General features: G+C 70.5%; 15 protein-coding genes and 1 pseudogene. 10 read left to right on the forward strand and 6 right to left on the reverse strand.

What is annotated here, in order from left to right:
- Nucleotides 1–223, reverse strand: a pseudogene (locus tag HQ312_RS15925) (hypothetical protein); the annotation flags it as partial.
- Between the two features lie 13 nt (nucleotides 224–236).
- Nucleotides 237–1,145 (reverse strand): 1,4-dihydroxy-2-naphthoyl-CoA synthase, encoded by a 909-nt coding sequence (locus tag HQ312_RS15930; RefSeq protein WP_373425200.1) that lies wholly within the window; start codon nucleotides 1,143–1,145, stop codon nucleotides 237–239.
- A gap of 51 nt (nucleotides 1,146–1,196) precedes the next feature.
- Here HQ312_RS15930 and HQ312_RS15935 point away from each other — a divergent pair, with 51 nt between their 5' ends.
- From HQ312_RS15935 to HQ312_RS15950, 4 genes are all read left to right on the forward strand, one after another.
- On the forward strand, nucleotides 1,197–1,808 hold the full coding sequence (locus HQ312_RS15935) for a PaaI family thioesterase (protein ID WP_027504536.1): 612 nt from the start codon (nucleotides 1,197–1,199) through the stop codon (nucleotides 1,806–1,808).
- Nucleotides 1,805–2,788 (forward strand): o-succinylbenzoate synthase, encoded by a 984-nt coding sequence (locus tag HQ312_RS15940; protein ID WP_222639241.1) that lies wholly within the window; start codon nucleotides 1,805–1,807, stop codon nucleotides 2,786–2,788. The genes HQ312_RS15935 and HQ312_RS15940 overlap by 4 nt, the downstream gene beginning before the upstream one ends.
- A 71-nt stretch (nucleotides 2,789–2,859) precedes the next feature.
- A complete protein-coding gene (locus HQ312_RS15945) occupies nucleotides 2,860–3,303 on the forward strand; it encodes a hypothetical protein (protein ID WP_037184699.1) in 444 nt (147 codons plus the stop codon).
- A 73-nt stretch (nucleotides 3,304–3,376) separates the two neighbouring features.
- Nucleotides 3,377–5,581, forward strand: coding sequence for a glycoside hydrolase family 3 C-terminal domain-containing protein (locus HQ312_RS15950; protein ID WP_261782388.1), 2,205 nt, complete (start codon nucleotides 3,377–3,379; stop codon nucleotides 5,579–5,581).
- Here HQ312_RS15950 and HQ312_RS15955 read toward each other — a convergent pair.
- Together HQ312_RS15955 and HQ312_RS15960 are read right to left on the reverse strand one after the other, a co-directional pair.
- The gene (locus HQ312_RS15955) at nucleotides 5,578–6,633 is read right to left on the reverse strand and encodes an AbrB family transcriptional regulator (protein ID WP_222639245.1); all 1,056 of its coding nucleotides are present in this window, start codon (nucleotides 6,631–6,633) and stop codon (nucleotides 5,578–5,580) included. The genes HQ312_RS15950 and HQ312_RS15955 overlap by 4 nt on opposite strands.
- Nucleotides 6,630–7,223, reverse strand: coding sequence for a flavin reductase family protein (locus tag HQ312_RS15960; RefSeq protein ID WP_027504541.1), 594 nt, complete (start codon nucleotides 7,221–7,223; stop codon nucleotides 6,630–6,632). Before HQ312_RS15960 ends, HQ312_RS15955 begins: the two co-directional genes overlap by 4 nt.
- Nucleotides 7,224–7,306: 83 nt before the next feature.
- Here HQ312_RS15960 and menD point away from each other — a divergent pair, with 83 nt between their 5' ends.
- A complete protein-coding gene (gene menD / locus HQ312_RS15965) occupies nucleotides 7,307–8,917 on the forward strand; it encodes a 2-succinyl-5-enolpyruvyl-6-hydroxy-3-cyclohexene-1-carboxylic-acid synthase (protein ID WP_222631857.1) in 1,611 nt (536 codons plus the stop codon).
- On the opposite strand, the gene HQ312_RS15970 is transcribed toward menD, so the two are convergent.
- A complete protein-coding gene (locus HQ312_RS15970; protein WP_027504543.1) occupies nucleotides 8,914–9,414 on the reverse strand; it encodes a DUF2505 domain-containing protein in 501 nt (166 codons plus the stop codon). The genes menD and HQ312_RS15970 overlap by 4 nt on opposite strands.
- 102 nt (nucleotides 9,415–9,516) lie before the next feature.
- Between HQ312_RS15970 and HQ312_RS15975 the strand changes: the two genes are divergently transcribed.
- The 4 genes from HQ312_RS15975 to HQ312_RS15990 all read left to right on the forward strand — a co-directional run bounded on the left by HQ312_RS15975 (nucleotide 9,517) and on the right by HQ312_RS15990 (nucleotide 12,994).
- The gene (locus HQ312_RS15975; protein ID WP_261782400.1) at nucleotides 9,517–9,981 is read left to right on the forward strand and encodes a DUF3592 domain-containing protein; all 465 of its coding nucleotides are present in this window, start codon (nucleotides 9,517–9,519) and stop codon (nucleotides 9,979–9,981) included.
- Nucleotides 9,982–10,068: 87 nt separating this feature from the next.
- Nucleotides 10,069–11,214: a glycosyltransferase family 1 protein gene (locus HQ312_RS15980; protein WP_222639247.1), complete on the forward strand. Its 1,146-nt coding sequence runs from the start codon at nucleotides 10,069–10,071 to the stop codon at nucleotides 11,212–11,214.
- A gap of 30 nt (nucleotides 11,215–11,244) precedes the next feature.
- Nucleotides 11,245–11,949, forward strand: a complete 705-nt coding sequence (locus HQ312_RS15985) for a demethylmenaquinone methyltransferase (RefSeq protein ID WP_027504546.1) — start codon at nucleotides 11,245–11,247, stop codon at nucleotides 11,947–11,949.
- A 61-nt stretch (nucleotides 11,950–12,010) separates the two neighbouring features.
- Entirely contained in the window at nucleotides 12,011–12,994 is a 984-nt protein-coding gene (locus HQ312_RS15990) for a hypothetical protein (protein ID WP_222639249.1), read from the forward strand.
- Nucleotides 12,995–13,026: 32 nt separating this feature from the next.
- Here the strand turns inward: HQ312_RS15990 and HQ312_RS15995 are convergent, their stop codons facing one another.
- A complete protein-coding gene (locus HQ312_RS15995) occupies nucleotides 13,027–14,304 on the reverse strand; it encodes a geranylgeranyl reductase family protein (RefSeq protein WP_051613089.1) in 1,278 nt (425 codons plus the stop codon).
- 82 nt (nucleotides 14,305–14,386) lie between these two features.
- On the opposite strand from HQ312_RS15995, the gene HQ312_RS16000 reads away from it, so the two are divergent.
- Nucleotides 14,387–15,421: a polyprenyl synthetase family protein gene (locus tag HQ312_RS16000; protein ID WP_222639251.1), complete on the forward strand. Its 1,035-nt coding sequence runs from the start codon at nucleotides 14,387–14,389 to the stop codon at nucleotides 15,419–15,421.

Below are 15,421 nucleotides of genomic sequence, written 5' to 3' on the forward strand. Positions count from 1 at the left end.
GATCATTCTGCGGCCGAAATACGTCGACGAGACCCTGAGCTTCTATCGGGACCGGTTGCGGCTCGCCGTGACCCGCCACCTCGATCAGCGACTGCCCCGCGAAGAACACCACGCCACCGGGATACTCGCGGAAGATGCCGAGCCGCAACCGGTCCCGATAGAAGCTCAGGGTCTCGTCGACGTATTTCGGCCGCAGAATGATCCGGCTCGCCAGCACCTCCATCGTCGGTCGCCTCTCAGAAGTACCAGGGGTAGGGAGACCAGTCCGGCTCACGCTTCTCGAGGAACGAGTCGCGACCCTCCACGGCCTCGTCGGTCATGTAGGCCAACCGCGTCGCCTCGCCCGCGAACAGCTGCTGCCCCACCAGCCCGTCGTCCTGAAGATTGAACGCGTACTTGAGCATTCGCTGCGCCTGCGGGGACTTGCCGTTGATCGTGCGCCCCCACTCGATGGCGACGGTCTCGAGGTCGGCGTGATCGACCACCTTGTTCACAGCACCCATCCGGTGCATGTCCTCGGCGGTGTAGGTGTCACCGAGGAAGAAGATCTCGCGAGCGAACTTCTGCCCCACCATCTTCGCCAGGTACGCGCTGCCGTATCCGCCGTCGAAGCTGCCCACGTCGGCGTCGGTCTGCTTGAAGCGAGCGTGTTCCCGGCTCGCCAGAGTCAGGTCGCAGACCACGTGCAGGCTGTGTCCGCCGCCCGCGGCCCACCCGTTGACGAGGCAGATCACGACCTTGGGCATCGTGCGGATCAGGCGCTGCACCTCGAGGATGTGCAGGCGTCCCGCGCGCGCCCGGTCCACGGTCTCGGCCGTGTCGCCGCTGGCGTACTGGTAGCCGGACCGCCCCCGGATGCGCTGGTCGCCGCCGGAACAGAAGGCCCACCCGCCGTCCTTCTCGCTGGGCCCGTTGCCCGTGAGGAGGACGGCGCCGACGTCGGAGGTCATCCGGGCGTGGTCGAGCGTGCGGTACAGCTCGTCGACGGTGCCGGGGCGGAAGGCGTTGCGTACCTCGGGGCGATCGAACGCGATGCGCACGGTGCCGTCGGTGACGTGGCGGTGGTACGTGATGTCCACCAGGTCCTCGAAGCCGGGGACCGCGGTCCACTGCTCGGGCTGGAACGGCGAGGTCTGATCGGTCACCCTCGACAGCCTAACGACGGACCGAATCGGACTCCGCGTTACCGTCGTCCGATGACCGACGATTCCCCCCACGGCGGATTCCCGAAGTTCACCAGGGCCACGCCGCCGCCGGACTACGGCCGGTTGATCGAGGCGTTGCGCACCGTCCAGGACCTCGCGGTGTCCACGGACCTGCCGGACGACCAGCTCGCCCTGGCCGCCGACCAGGCGGAGAAACTCGCCGCGACCATGGCGCCGTACGTGGTGCCGGAGGGTCTGTCACCGGCGGGCCGCGCGCTGGAGCTCCCGGGCCGCGGCAGTCTGCTGATGCTGCCGTGGACCATCGAGAAGTACGGCGCCGAGGGCGTGCGGTCCACCGGTGTGTTCCGCCGGTTCCATCTCGGCGGCAACGGCGCAGCCCACGGCGGCACGCTGCCGTTGCTGTTCGACGACCTCTTCGGGCTGATCCAGCACGCGTACGGTCGCCCGATCAGCCGCACCGCTTTCCTGCACATCGACTACCGCGCCGTGACCCCGTTGAACGAGCAGCTCGTCGCCGAGGGGCACGTGACGAAGGTCGAGGGTCGCAAGACGTTCATCGAGGCCCGGTTGACCAAGCAGGACGGCACGCTCGTCGCCGAGAGCAACGCCCTCATGGTGCAGTTGCTCCCCGGCCAGCAGTGACGGCGGCACCCGCTCCCGGGCTCGACGAGATCGTCGCGTCGGCCCACGTGCTGTCGCTGCCCATGCGCACCCGGTTCCGCGGCATCACGACGCGGGAGGTACTGGTGTTCTCCGGACCCGCCGGATGGGGCGAGTTCGGCGCCTTCCCCGAGTACGACGACGCCGAGGCGTCGGCGTGGCTGCGTGCCGGCATCGAGATGGCCTGGCAGGGCGCGCCCGATCCGGTGCGGGACCACGTCGAGGTCAACGCCACCGTGCCCGCGGTGCCCGCCGCCGAGGTGCCCGCCGTGCTCGCGCGCTATCCCGGCGCGCGCACGGCGAAGGTCAAGGTCGCCGAGAAGGGCCAGACCCTCGACGACGACGTCGCACGAGTCGAGGCGGTCCGGGCGCTCGTCCCCACCGTGCGTGTCGACGCCAACGGGGGCTGGACGGTCGACGAGGCCGAGACGGCCCTGCGCGCCCTCACCGAGAACGGTGACCTCGAGTACGCGGAGCAGCCCTGCGCGACGGTCGAGGAACTCGCCGAGGTGCGCAGACGCGTGCGCGGAGTGTCGATCGCCGCCGACGAGAGCATCCGGCGAGCCGAGGATCCGCTGCGCGTGGTGCGGGCCGGGGCCGCCGACGTGGCCGTCGTCAAGGTGCCGCCGCTGGGCGGGGTGCGGGCGGTGCTGCGGCTCGCCGAGGAGTTGGCGCAGTACGGCGTCCCCGTGGTCGTGTCGAGCGCCCTCGACTCGGCGATCGGCATGTCGGCGGGACTCGCTGCGGCGGCGGCCCTGCCGTCGAGTGCCGCGTGCGGCCTGGGCACCGGCGCACTGTTCGTCACCGACGTCGCCGAGCCGCGAGCACTCGTCGACGGTCGGCTGCGGGTCGACACCGTCGTCCCCGATGCGGATCGACTCCGCGAGCTCGCCGCCCCGGACGATCGGCGGGCGTGGTGGCTGGAGCGTCTCGCCCGGTGCCATCCCCTCGCTCTGTTGTAGGGTCGCGCCGACCAGAAACCTTCTCCGAGAACGGCGTTTGCGCCCGACTCCAAACGACAGGATTGTTTTCCGTGGCATCACTGCAGACCACCCTCCTCGACGAGAACACCGCACCGGCCGTGCGCGCGGACGTCCGCGCGCTGATCGACGCCGAGGTCTCCGACAAGAAGGGCGCCTCCGGCCTGGCGGTCAAGGGCGGATACGGCGCCGTGAAGAAGGTGAGCCCCAGCGTCGTCGACGACGCGGTCGCCAAGCTGTGGCCGAGCTTCGTCGAGAAGCTCGACCCGTTCTGGCAGCGGTACCAGGCCGCGCCGACCGGCACGTTCGGTGAGTTCCTCGCCGCGAACGGTGACGAGGCGTCCGACGCGCTGCTGTCCGTCACCGACGCGCGCATCGACGAGACCAGCAAGTCGACCATCAAGAAGGCGTACTCCTCGCTCCGCCCCTCGGCGAAGAAGAACGTCACCGAGGCTCTCCCGCGCGTCGGCGCCCTGGTGCAGAAGTACGCAGCCTGACCCCTGTGCGCCTTTCGCGTATCCCCGGATGCGCGAAAGGCGCACGGACGGCCGGATCGTCGATCATGGAGCCATGACTCCACGCAACGATCTCGCAGCCCTCACCAGTGGACGCAACTTCTGGAGCACCGAGCAGCAGGACGGGCTCCCGGCGATCACGCTGACCGACGGCCCGCACGGCGTGCGGATGCAGGCGAGCGACAGCGACATGTTCTCCGGACGACCCGCGACGTGCTTCCCGCCGGCCACCGCCACCGCGAGTACCTGGGATCCCGACCTGCTGCGGCGGATGGGAGAGGCGCTGGCCACCGAGGCCCGGTCGATGGACGTGTCCGTCCTGCTGGGCCCCGGCATCAACATCAAGCGCAGCCCGCTCGGCGGCCGCAACTTCGAGTACTTCTCGGAGGACCCGTTGCTCACGGGCACGCTCGCCGCCGCCTACGTGCAGGGCGTGCAGAGCCGGGGCGTCGGCACCTCGCTCAAGCACTTCGCGGTCAACAGCCAGGAGACCGACCGCATGCGCGTGAGCGCCGAGGTGGACGAACGCACCCTGCGCGAGATCTACCTCCGGGCGTTCCAGCGTGTGGTGGAGCAGGCGCAGCCGTGGACCGTCATGTGCTCCTACAACCGCATCAACGGCGTCCACGCCTCGCGGAACCGGTGGCTCCTGACGGACGTGCTGCGCGGCGAGTGGGGTTTCGAGGGCGCCGTCGTGTCCGACTGGGGCGCCGTCGTGGACCGGGTCGACTCGATCGCCGCGGGCCTCGACCTGACGATGCCCGGACCCGACGCTGCCGGTGACCAGCGGGTCGCCGACGCGGCGGAGTCCGGTGCGCTCGATCCGGGCGCTCTCGAGACGGCGGCGGCGCGCGTACGCGCACTGGTCGAGCGCGCGCAGGACGCGAGCGGTTCCGTGGACGTCGATCACGATGCCCACCATGCGCTGGCCCGAGAGATCGCGAGTCGGGCGATCGTCCTGCTGAAGAACGACGGTCTGCTGCCGCTCGAGCCGGGTTCCGGATCGATCGCCGTGCTCGGCGAGATTGCCCGCACCCCGCGCTACCAGGGCGGCGGTAGTTCGCAGATCACCCCGACCCGGTTGGACGACGCGCTGTCGGCGATCACCGCTGCCGCGCAGGGCGAGGTGGCGTTCGCGCCCGGGTACGACGCCGACCACGCGTCGACCGAGGAGACCGACGCCGACGACGGACTGCTGAACGAGGCCGTCGAGCTCGCTCGCACGCACGACATCGCCCTCGTCTTCGTCGGCAACGACCCCGAGACCGAGGGCATGGACCGCACCACGCTGGCGCTGCCGGAAGGCCATCTGGCCCTGGTCGAGCGAGTGCGCGCGGTGAACGAGAACACCGTGGTGGTGCTGTCGAACGGCGGCGTGGTCCTGACGTCTCCGTGGGACACCGAGGTCCCCGCGATCCTCGAGACGTGGCTGCTGGGACAGGCCGGCGGCGGAGCTATCGCCGACGTGCTGTTCGGCGTCGTGAACCCGTCGGGACGGCTCGCCGAGACCGTTCCGCTCCGGCTCGAGGACCACCCGTCCTACCTGGACTTCCCCGGTGAGCACGGGGTCGTCCGCTACGGCGAGGGCATCCACGTGGGCTACCGCGGCTTCGATGCGCGCGAGACCGACGTGTCGTACCCCTTCGGGTGGGGCCTGTCGTACACGACGTTCGAGTACGGCGACGTGACCGCGACGGTGGGGGAGCACGGCATCGACGTCACGGTGCCGGTGACCAACACCGGGGACCGGGACGGCCGGGAGGTCGTGCAGATCTACGTGTCCGCGCCCGACGAGGACGCGCACCGTGTTCCGCGTGAGCTCGCGGCGTTCGAGTCGGTCGAGATCGCCGCGGGTGCGACCGAGACCGTGACTCTCACCGTCCGGCGTGCCGACCTGGCGTACTGGGACACCCGGGTGTCGTCCTGGATCGTGGCGCCGGGCGAGTACGTCGTGGCCGCGGCGGCATCGTCGCGCGATCTCCGGAGCGTCGCGATCGTCTCCGTGACGGGCGACGACGTCCGCCTGCCGTTGACGGCCGAGTCGACCGTCACCGAGTGGCTGGACGATCCGCGCGGCGGTGACCTGCTGCGGGCGGCCATCGAGGACGGCGACGGACCGTCGGTGGCACAGGCGATGATGGGCAATCCGGAGACGGCAGTCTTCCTGTCGAGCGTCCCGCTCGCCCGCATGGTGGCCTTCGGCGACGGAACCCTGACACCCGATGTCGTCGCGCGGCTCGTGCAGGACGCGAACGGCTAACCGCGCCCGCGTGCCCGGGTGAACAGCGGGACCACCAGCAGCATCATGAACACCCGGAGCACCTGGGCCGCCACGACGAAGGTCACGTTCACGCTGCTCGCCGCCGCCAGCGCGAGCACCGCGTAGATACCGCCCGGCGTCGTGGCGAGGTAGGCCTCGTACGGGGTGATACCGGTGGTGCCCACCAGGATCAGGCCGAGCAGCGCGCAGCCCACCGCGATGGCGATGATCAGCAGTACTGCCCACGGGATGATGCGGCCGATGGACTTCAGGCTGTCGAGGGTGAACTGCAGGCCTGCCTGCCACCCGATGACGATGTAGACGAGCTGGAGCGCCAGGATCGGCACGCCGGCGTCGCCCGTCCACCCCAGCAGGTCCGCGGCACCGGAGATCAGCAGCGGTCCGAGCAGGGCGGGTGCGGGCAGGCGGATCAGTCGGCCCAGCGGGATGCCCACCAGCAGGCACACCGCGATGAAGAGCGCGTCCGTCCAGAGCGGGGCGGAGGCGGTGTCGAGTGATCCGCCCTGTCCGGTGTCCGCCGAGAAGACCACCGTGGCGACGAACGGTAGCGACGCGGTGACCAGCAGCACCCGGACGTACTGCACCACGGCGACCACCCGCTCGTCGCCGCCCAGATCACGGGCGATCGCGACCATGCCGGACGCACCCCCGGCCACGAGTGCGAGGGCGCCGGTGGTGGCGTCGAGGTCACGATGCAGTCCGAGGAGAGCGCCGGCCGCGATGGACAGCACCAGGGTGCCGAGCGAGACGACCACCACCCAGATCCAGTCGGACCCCAGCGAGGACATCGTGTCCCGATCGAGCAGGGTGCCGATCTCGACGCCGAGCACGGCCTGCGCGCCCATCGACATCGGCCGGGGAACCTTGCCGGGACCTCTGTTGCACAACGCGAACACCGTCGCGACGGCGAGCGCGACGAACAGTGCCGCCGACGGCACCCCGACGCGATCCGCCAGCACGGCCACGACGGCCGTGACCAGCGCCAGTGCCACCCAGCGGGCAGCGCGGGACCGGTCGACGGCCGGACTCAAGGCCTGTCGGGGCGCTGGATTCGTCGCACGGCCGGGGGCATGCCCCACTCGTCGCGGCCGAGCCGGCTCAGCGGTGCGAGGGCGCCGAAGTCGGGCAACCCGTCCTCCGCGAGGAACTCCGGACGCACGGTGATCATCGTGACCGCGCCCATGACGACGAACGAGTTGCCCACCTCGACCACCTGATGGAGCGTCGCCTCGATCGAGAGCGGGGACGCGACGACGCGCGGCGGGCGGACGGTCTCACTGGGCTCGCTCTCGAGGTCGACCGCGGTGTACTCGCTCACCGAGGCGTCGTAGTTCGCGGACGTCTGATTGATCTGCTCGAACAACGACTCGGTGGCGAGGTTGACGACGAACTCGCCCGTCTCCTCGATGTTCCGCAGGCTGTCCTTGCGGCCGACCGACGTGAACTGCACCACGGCGGGTGCGCTGGAGGAGACGGAGAAGAAGCTGTACGGCGCCAGGTTCGGTACGCCGTCCGCGGAGACCGTCGACACCCACGCGATGGGTCTGGGCACCACTGACGTGGTGAGAAGCTTGTAGTAGTCGCCGGCGTCCATGGTCTGCGGATCGAAGTGTGTGCGCACCGGTTCATCGTGCCAGGGCCACGCGCGCCCTGGAGGCCGGCCGATCATTCAGGCAGGTCCGGCATCTGTGACACTCTGAAATGGTGAATCCGTCCACCTCTCAAGCCGCCGTCGTCGTCGACGAGATGATCCGCGGCGGCGTCCAGGACGTCGTGCTGTGCCCCGGATCGCGTAACGCGCCGCTCGCGTTCGCGCTCGAGGCCGCCGACCGCGCCGGTCGCGTCCGCTTGCACATGCGCATCGACGAGCGCACCGCCGGCTTCCTCGCCATCGGACTGGCCGTGTCCGGCCGCCGACCCGTTCCTGTCGTGATGACGTCCGGCACCGCCGTCGCCAATCTCGGACCCGCCGTGCTCGAGGCCAACTACGCCCGCATTCCGCTGGTCGTGCTCAGCGCCAACCGCCCCTACGAGATGCTCGGCACCGGCGCCAACCAGACGGTCGAGCAACTCGGCCTGTTCGCGGGTCAGGTGCGCGCGACCATCAGCCTCGGTCTCGCCGAGGAGTCCGACCAGGTCAACAGCCAGTGGCGGTCGGCCGTGTGCCGCGTCCTGGCTGCCGCACGCGGTACGCGCTCGGGCAACGCCGGCCCGGTCCACTTCGACATGCCGCTGCGCGAGCCCCTCACGCCCGACCTGGCCGACTCCCGCCCCGCCCCGGAGGGACGTCCCGACGGCTCCCCGTGGACCACCACGCAGTACGCGACGCTCGACGTTCCGGTGGACCTGGACCTCTCGGTGGACACCGTCGTCATCTCCGGACACGGCGCCGCCTATCGGCCGGAACTCGCCGGGCTGCCGACGGTCGCCGAGCCGACCGCGCCCCTGCACGGCCACCCGCTCAACCCGCTCGCGCTCGGTGCGCTGTCGCCGCGCCAGGCCATCATCACCGGGCGCCCCACGCTGCATCGTCAGGTCTCGAAGGTGCTGGCCGATCCGGCCGTCTCCGTCATCGCTCTCACCACCGGACCCCGCTGGCCCGACGTCTCGGGCAACGTCGTGGCGACCGGAACGCGCGCGCTGGTCACCGGGACACCGTCACCCGAGTGGCTGCGTCGCTGTGCCGACGCCTCGGAGTCGGCCGATGCCGCGGTCCGCGGGCAGCTCGACTCGCTCTCGATTCCAACGGGTCTGCACGTCGCCGCCGCCGTGTCGTCGGCACGTCGGCCGGGTGACCTGCTCGTGCTCGGCGCCTCCAACCCGGTGCGCGACATGGCACTGGTCGGCTACCCGGCGGAGGACGTCCGGGTGCTGTCCAATCGCGGTGTGGCGGGCATCGACGGCACCGTCTCCACCGCGGTGGGCGCTGCGCTGGCACACGACGGCCGCACCATCGCGTTGATGGGGGACCTGACGTTCCTGCACGACGCGTCCGGACTGCTCATCGGCACCGGGGAGCCCCGACCGCGGGACCTCACCATCGTCGTCGCGAACGACGACGGTGGCGGCATCTTCGAACTGCTCGAGCAGGGTGATCCCCAGTACGCGGGCGTCTTCGAGCGCGTGTTCGGCACTCCGCACGGCATGGACCTCGCGGCGCTGTGTGCCGCCTACCGGATCCCGCACCGGCGGGTCGATCCCGACGAGCTCGCGAAGCTGCTCACGGGTCACGCCGAGGGCACCCGGGTGCTCGAGGTGACCACCGATCGGTCCGGCCTACGCGATCTGCACGCCTCGATCCGCGCTGCCCTCTAGGCCCTGTCGGCGAGGTACTCCCGTGCCTGCTTGCTCTCGGAGTGCACCATCTTGCCGATCATCTCGGTGACCATGCCCTCGATCTTGCCGCCGACGAACGGGACCTTCACCTCGGCCGTCCCCTTCAGGGTCAGGCGCGATCCGGTGCCGTGAGGCACCAGTTCGAACGTTCCGCGCACCTTCGAGGTCAAGCCCGTCGATCCGCCTTCGAGCGTGCCGTTCGCACGGTCGCCTTCGAGCGGTCCCCAGCTGTCCTTGCGCGTGATCACCAGGTCGCCGCGAATCACCTTCCGGACGAACCCCGGCAGCACGGACGCGCCGACCCCCTCGGAGATCACCACGTCGAAGCCGCCGTCGGGCCGGTGCGAGTACTCCACGCTGGCCCGGTCGGAGACCTCCTTGGTTCGCTTGTCCCACAACGCTTCGTCCGTCAAGGCGGAGTGCGCCTGCGCCGGTGTCACGTCGAAGTCCTCGGTGTAACTGAATTTCCGCCCCATGGCGGGAGACGTTACTCGGCGTACCGCTGCCGACGTCCTGCGTGGTGCGGTCGCTAGCCTGTCCTGGTGAACCCCGTCGTCCCGAGTCCGGCCGGTGCCGAGATGTCCGGTGGCGACACGCCTGCTGTCGAGAACTCCGAGGCTGACGGGGCCCAGGTGCGGCGCCGCTCGCGCGTTCCCACCGTTCTCCTGGTGATCGCCACCGTCGTCTCGGTGCTCGCGGTCCTGTTGGTCCTCGCGGCGTGGCGCAACGACCACACCATCTCCTCGGACGAGGGCGTCGCCACGGCCGAGGTGCTGTCGGCCGGACGTCTGCGCTCGGCGGTGAGCTTCGTGACTCCCGACGGCGAGATGCACAATCCCAAGCTCGGAGTGCTGTACCCGACCAACCTCGTCGCCGGTCAGCGCATCGACGTCGAGTACTCCCGCAGCGATCCCGACCTGGTGCGGGTCGCCGGCCGCGACGCCTCGGTGGCCGTCGTGCCCGCGCTCTCCGTCATCGTCGTCACGTGGCTGATCGCCGGCCCGTCGATCCTCTACCTGCGGCGCCGCGACGCGCGCGTCTGACCCGGTACCGGAGGGTTCGCCCGGGGTTCGCCCGCTGGTCACGTCGCCCTCGCATCGCGGTCGTCGCGGCGCGGAACAGTCCACGGTGTGCGCATAGCCGTGGTCGCCGAATCGTTCCTGCCTCACGTCAACGGTGTCACCAACTCGATTCTCCGTGTGCTCGAGCATGCGGAGTCCGCAGGTCACGACGCCATGATCGTCGCGCCGGACACGCCGGCCGGGGTGCCCGCGGCACCGACCTCGCACGGCTCGTTCCCGGTTCTGCGAGTGCCGTCGGTGATGGTCCCCAAGGTGAGTTCGCTGCCCGTCGGCGTGCCGAGCCCCGGTATGACCGCCGCGCTGCGCTCGTTCGCGCCCGACGTGGTGCACCTGGCATCGCCGTTCTCGCTCGGTGCCGGTGGCCTCGCGGCCGCGCGGAGGCTGGACGTCCCGGCCGTCGCCGTCTATCAGACCGATGTCGCCGGGTTCGCCGAGAGTTACGGTCTCGGGTTGACCTCGCGTGCCTGCTGGGCGTGGACCCGCCGGATCCACAAGGGCAGTGCCCGCACCCTCGCACCGTCGACGTCGGCGATGGACGCACTCGCCGCGCACGGCATCCCCCGCGTGCATCGCTGGGGTCGGGGAGTGGACACCGTGCGCTTCGCGCCGTCGTCGCGGAACGCGGAGCGTCGTGCGCAGTGGGACGCGGGCGACGTGCTGGTGGTGGGCTTCGTCGGCCGGTTGGCACCGGAGAAGCACGTGGAACGCCTCGCGGTACTCGAGCGGACACCGGGCGTGCGTGTGGTGATCGTCGGTGACGGTCCGGAGCGCGCGCGGCTCGAGGCGCTCATGCCGTCCGCGGTGTTCACCGGTCAGCTGGGCGGGCAGGCCCTGTCGGAGGCCTACGCGTCCTTCGACGTGTTCGCGCACCCCGGTGAGCACGAGACGTTCTGCCAGACCGTCCAGGAGGCGCTCGCGAGCGGTGTCCCCGTGATCGGACCCGACGCCGGCGGTCCCCGCGATCTGGTGAGCCACTGCCGCAACGGGTACCTGCTGCCCGTGGATCGGTACGAGGAGTTGCTGCCGAGCGCCGTGCAGGCCCTCGCCGACCCCACCACGCGTGCGAGGTTCGCCACGTCCGCGCGCAAGTCCGTCCTGCATCGCACCTGGCCCGCGCTGTGCAGCCAGTTGATCGGCCACTACGAGGCGGTCATCGGCACCTCGGACGTCGGACGGCGGACGACGGCGGCCTAGGTGAGTGCGCGGCCCACGTACTGTTCAGGTGTGGCAGCACACGGCTCCAGAGCGCAACTGGACAAGCAACCGCACGACGTCGCGTCCATGTTCGACGGAGTCGCGAAGCGGTACGACCTGACCAACACCGTCCTGTCCTTCGGGCAGGACCGCGGCTGGCGGCGCGCGACGCGCGACGCGCTCGCGCTGAAGCCCGGGGAAGCGGTGCTCGATCTCGCGGCCGGGACCGGAGTGTCCACGGAGGAACTCGGCCGGTCCGGCGCCTGGTGCGTCGCCACCGACTTCTCCAAGGGCATGCTCCGCGCGGGCCTCTCGCGCGGCGTCCCGATGATCGCGGGCGACGCGATGCACCTGCCGTACGGCGACGACGTGTTCGACGCCGCGACCATCTCGTTCGGTCTCCGCAATGTGGCCGATCACAACGCCGGCCTCGCCGAGATCCTGCGGGTGGTCCGGCCCGGCGGACGGTTGGTGGTGTGCGAGTTCTCCACACCGGTCTTCCCGGCGTTCCGCACCGTCTACATGGAGTACCTGATGAAGGCGCTCCCGGCCGTGGCCCGCACCGTCAGCAGCAATCCCGACGCCTACGTCTACCTGGCGGAATCCATTCGCGCCTGGCCGGACCAGGCGGAGCTCGCGCGGCGCATGCAGTCCGCGGGATGGGGCCGCGTGCAGTGGCGCAATCTCACGGGCGGCATCGTCACCTTGCACAGCGCCGTGAAACCGGTGTACTGAAAGATACGGAGAACGCACCTATCGGTGTTCGTACCGTGTCCGGATACGGCATGATCTGCGCATGCCCGTACCGGATTGGCTGCCCTATGCCACCCTCGCTGCCTCGGCCGTCGCCGCCGGCGGGGCCGGTTGGGCCGTCAGCACCACGCGCATGCACCTCACCAGGGAGACGCGCCGCGCGCGCGAGCTGCGCACCATCCGCGCCGAGCTGACCCACGATTCCGGTCGCCAGGCCGTCGAGACGTCGCTGGTACGCGACCAGGTCACCGAGCGCTACCAGGAGTTGTCGGTCGCGCTGACCACCTTCCAGCGGGTCTGGATCGACGCCGTACGTCGCCGGACCGCCCCCGACGCGACCGCACTGCCGCCGGGTGCCGACGACCTGCAGGCCGACGTCGACGCCGCCTATCAGGAACTGCTGCGCATCTCGACGATCACCGTCGTCGTGGCCCGCCAGCGCGTCGCGCCGCTGCTCGAGATGCTCATGTCGCTCGATCTCCGGGTGCTGGTGCCCTACTCCACGACGGGCACGATGCCGGGTCCGGCCGTCGAGCGGCTCAACCGTGAGCACGGGTTCCTGATCGAGATCCAGCGTCTGCTGCGCGACGCCATGCGCGCCGACCTCGGTCTGCTCGACGCCAACGACCTGGGCCTGTTGATCATGGACACCAAGCGCGTCGTCGACACCCTCTCGCCGGACCGCCGGTCGATCGGCTTCGGCGCCACCGAGCGCCGCATGGTGGAGTACCTGGCCGAGTTCGGGGTGCGGGTACTGGCGGGCGGCAACGAGCGCGACTACACGATGGAAGCGGACCGTTTCGCGTTCTACCAGGCCAAGGACCCGGCGCTCGCCGGCGCGGTCGAGGCCATCCTGGCGCTGTACGGGGCCGAACTGTCCCTCGCCGTCCACGCCGGACTCGACGAGCAGGCACGGCTCCCCGTGCTGCAACGCGTCGTGGCGTCTCTCGAGTGCGGCTTCCGCGATCGCGACGGGATACTCCTGCCGGACGGCACCACCGTGTACGCCTTCCGACCGGGGCGCTGACCGGGCCCGGCTCCTGAGGCAGCCGGGCGCTCTCAGGAGAACGGTGGCCGGTCGTCCACCTTCAGTGACGTCGATCCCGCGGCCCGCCAGGCGCGAGCGACCACGTCGCGATCCTCGTCGGTGATGAGGTTGCCCATCACCCGCACGGCGACGGTCATGATCGCGCGCGACCGCATGCCGATCGGCCCCGTGGCGGGCAGGAACCGCGGCACCGTCAGCAGTCCCGCGAGGCGACGAGCGACTGAGAAGCTCTGCCCGTAGTGCTCGCGGAGCACCGCCGGCCACACCTGCGTCAGGTCTGCGCCGTCCAGGTGTTCGGCGATCAGTCGACCACCCTCGAGTCCGTAGTCGATGCCCTCACCGTTGAGCGGATTCACGCAGGCCGCCGCATCGCCGACGAGCGCCCAGTTGGGGCCCGCCACGTCCGAGACCGCGCCGCCCATCGGCAGCAGGGCGGACTGCACGCGGCGCACGCCGCCGCTCAGACCCCACTCGGACTCCCGTTGTGACGCATAGAGATTCAGGAGAGGTCGCAGCGCGCCGGCAGCCGGGCGCTTCGAGGTGGCGAGCGTCCCCACCCCCACGTTCACCTCGCCGGTGCCCTCGTCGTTCACGCCCAGCGGGAACACCCACCCGTAGCCGGCCTGCAGGGTGCCCTCCTCGTCGCGGAGCTCGAGGTGCGAGGTGATCCACTCGTCCTCACTGCGGTCACTCGTGACGTATGCCCGTGCCGCGACCCCGAAAGCGGTGTCGCGGTGCCACGTACGGCCGAGGATCTTGCCGAGCGGCGAGCGCACCCCGTCCGCCACGATCAGCGTGCGACAGGCCACGGCGACAGGGCCGTCGGCGGTGTCGAACATCACCTCGGTGACCCGCCCGCTCACCAGCACCGCATCGACGGCCTTGGCGTTCTCCATCATCACCGCGCCGTCGTCGACGGCCACCCGGCGGATCCGGTCGTCCAACTCGGTACGCGGTACCGCGGAACCGATGTCGGGGAGGGAGCCACCCGGCCACGGCAGCGTGAGTTCCTGACCGAATCCGGTGAGGCGTAGGCCACGATTGATCGCCCGCGAGCGCACCCAGTCACCGAGTCCCAGCTCGTCGAGCTCGGCCACGGCACGCGGCGTGAGTCCGTCACCGCAGGTCTTGTCGCGCGGGAACGTGGCGGCGTCCGCGAGAATCGTGTCGTGACCAGCTCGTACGGACCAGGCCGCGGCGGCGCTGCCCGCGGGTCCCGCTCCGACGACGAGAACGTCGGTCACGCGTCGAGTTCCCGGTGTCACACCCTGTGCGCGTCCATCCGTCATCGTTCCATCTTGCAGGCACGATAGGTTGGAGGCAGACGCGGCGCCGAGGCCCGGAGCCGCGCGAGGTGTTCGACGACGAGAAATGGGTGCGAGCGCGGTGACCGAGACGAGTGCGAGTGGGGCCACCGTGGTGGCGGGCGTGGATCTCGGGAACGCGGAGTTCGCAGAGATCGTGCGCGCGGCGATGGCCGAGGTCGAGAGCCTGCTCGTGACCGAGCTGTCCGACGGTGAGGACTTCCTCACCGAGGCGGCGCTGCACCTCGCCAAGGCCGGCGGCAAGCGGTTCCGCCCGCTGTTCACCATTCTCACCGGTCAGCTCGGCCCCAAGGCGTCCAGCCCGGACATCGTCACCGCGGCCACCGTGCTCGAGATGGTGCACCTCGCGACGCTGTATCACGACGACGTCATGGACGAGGCCGCCATGCGCCGCGGCGTGGAGTCCGCCAATGCGCGCTGGGGCAACAGCGTCGCCATCCTCGCGGGCGACTACCTCTTCGCACACGCGTCGCGCCTGGTCTCGACGCTGGGCCCCTCCGCCGTCCGTACGATCGCCGAGACGTTCGCCGCGCTGGTCACGGGCCAGATGCGCGAGACGATCGGCAGCAAGCCCGATCAGGATCCGGTCGATCACTACCTCACCACGGTGTGGGAGAAGACAGGTTCGCTGATCGCGACGAGCGGTCGCTTCGGCGGCACGTTCTCCGGGGGCGACGACGAGCACATCGAGCGGCTCGAGCGTCTCGGCGACGCGGTGGGCACCGCGTTCCAGATCTCCGACGACATCATCGACATCTCGTCCGCCGCGTCGGACTCCGGCAAGACGCCGGGCACCGACCTGCGCGAGGGCGTCCACACGCTGCCCGTGCTGTTCGCGCTGCGCGACGAGGGTGCGGACGGCGACCGGCTCCGCCACCTGCTGCGCGGCCCCGTCACCGACGACGCGGACGTGGCCGAGGCGTTGACTCTGCTGGGTCGTTCGCCGGGCATGGCCAAGGCACGCGAGACGCTCGACACCTACGCCCAGCGGGCGCGCACCGAGCTGGACGCTCTGCCGCAGGGCCCGGCCAACGACGCGCTGCGCAAGCTGGTCGAGTACACGGTCGCCCGCATCAGCTGA

The organism is Rhodococcus sp. BP-316 (assembly GCF_019836105.1).
GTDB lineage: Bacteria > Actinomycetota > Actinomycetes > Mycobacteriales > Mycobacteriaceae > Rhodococcoides.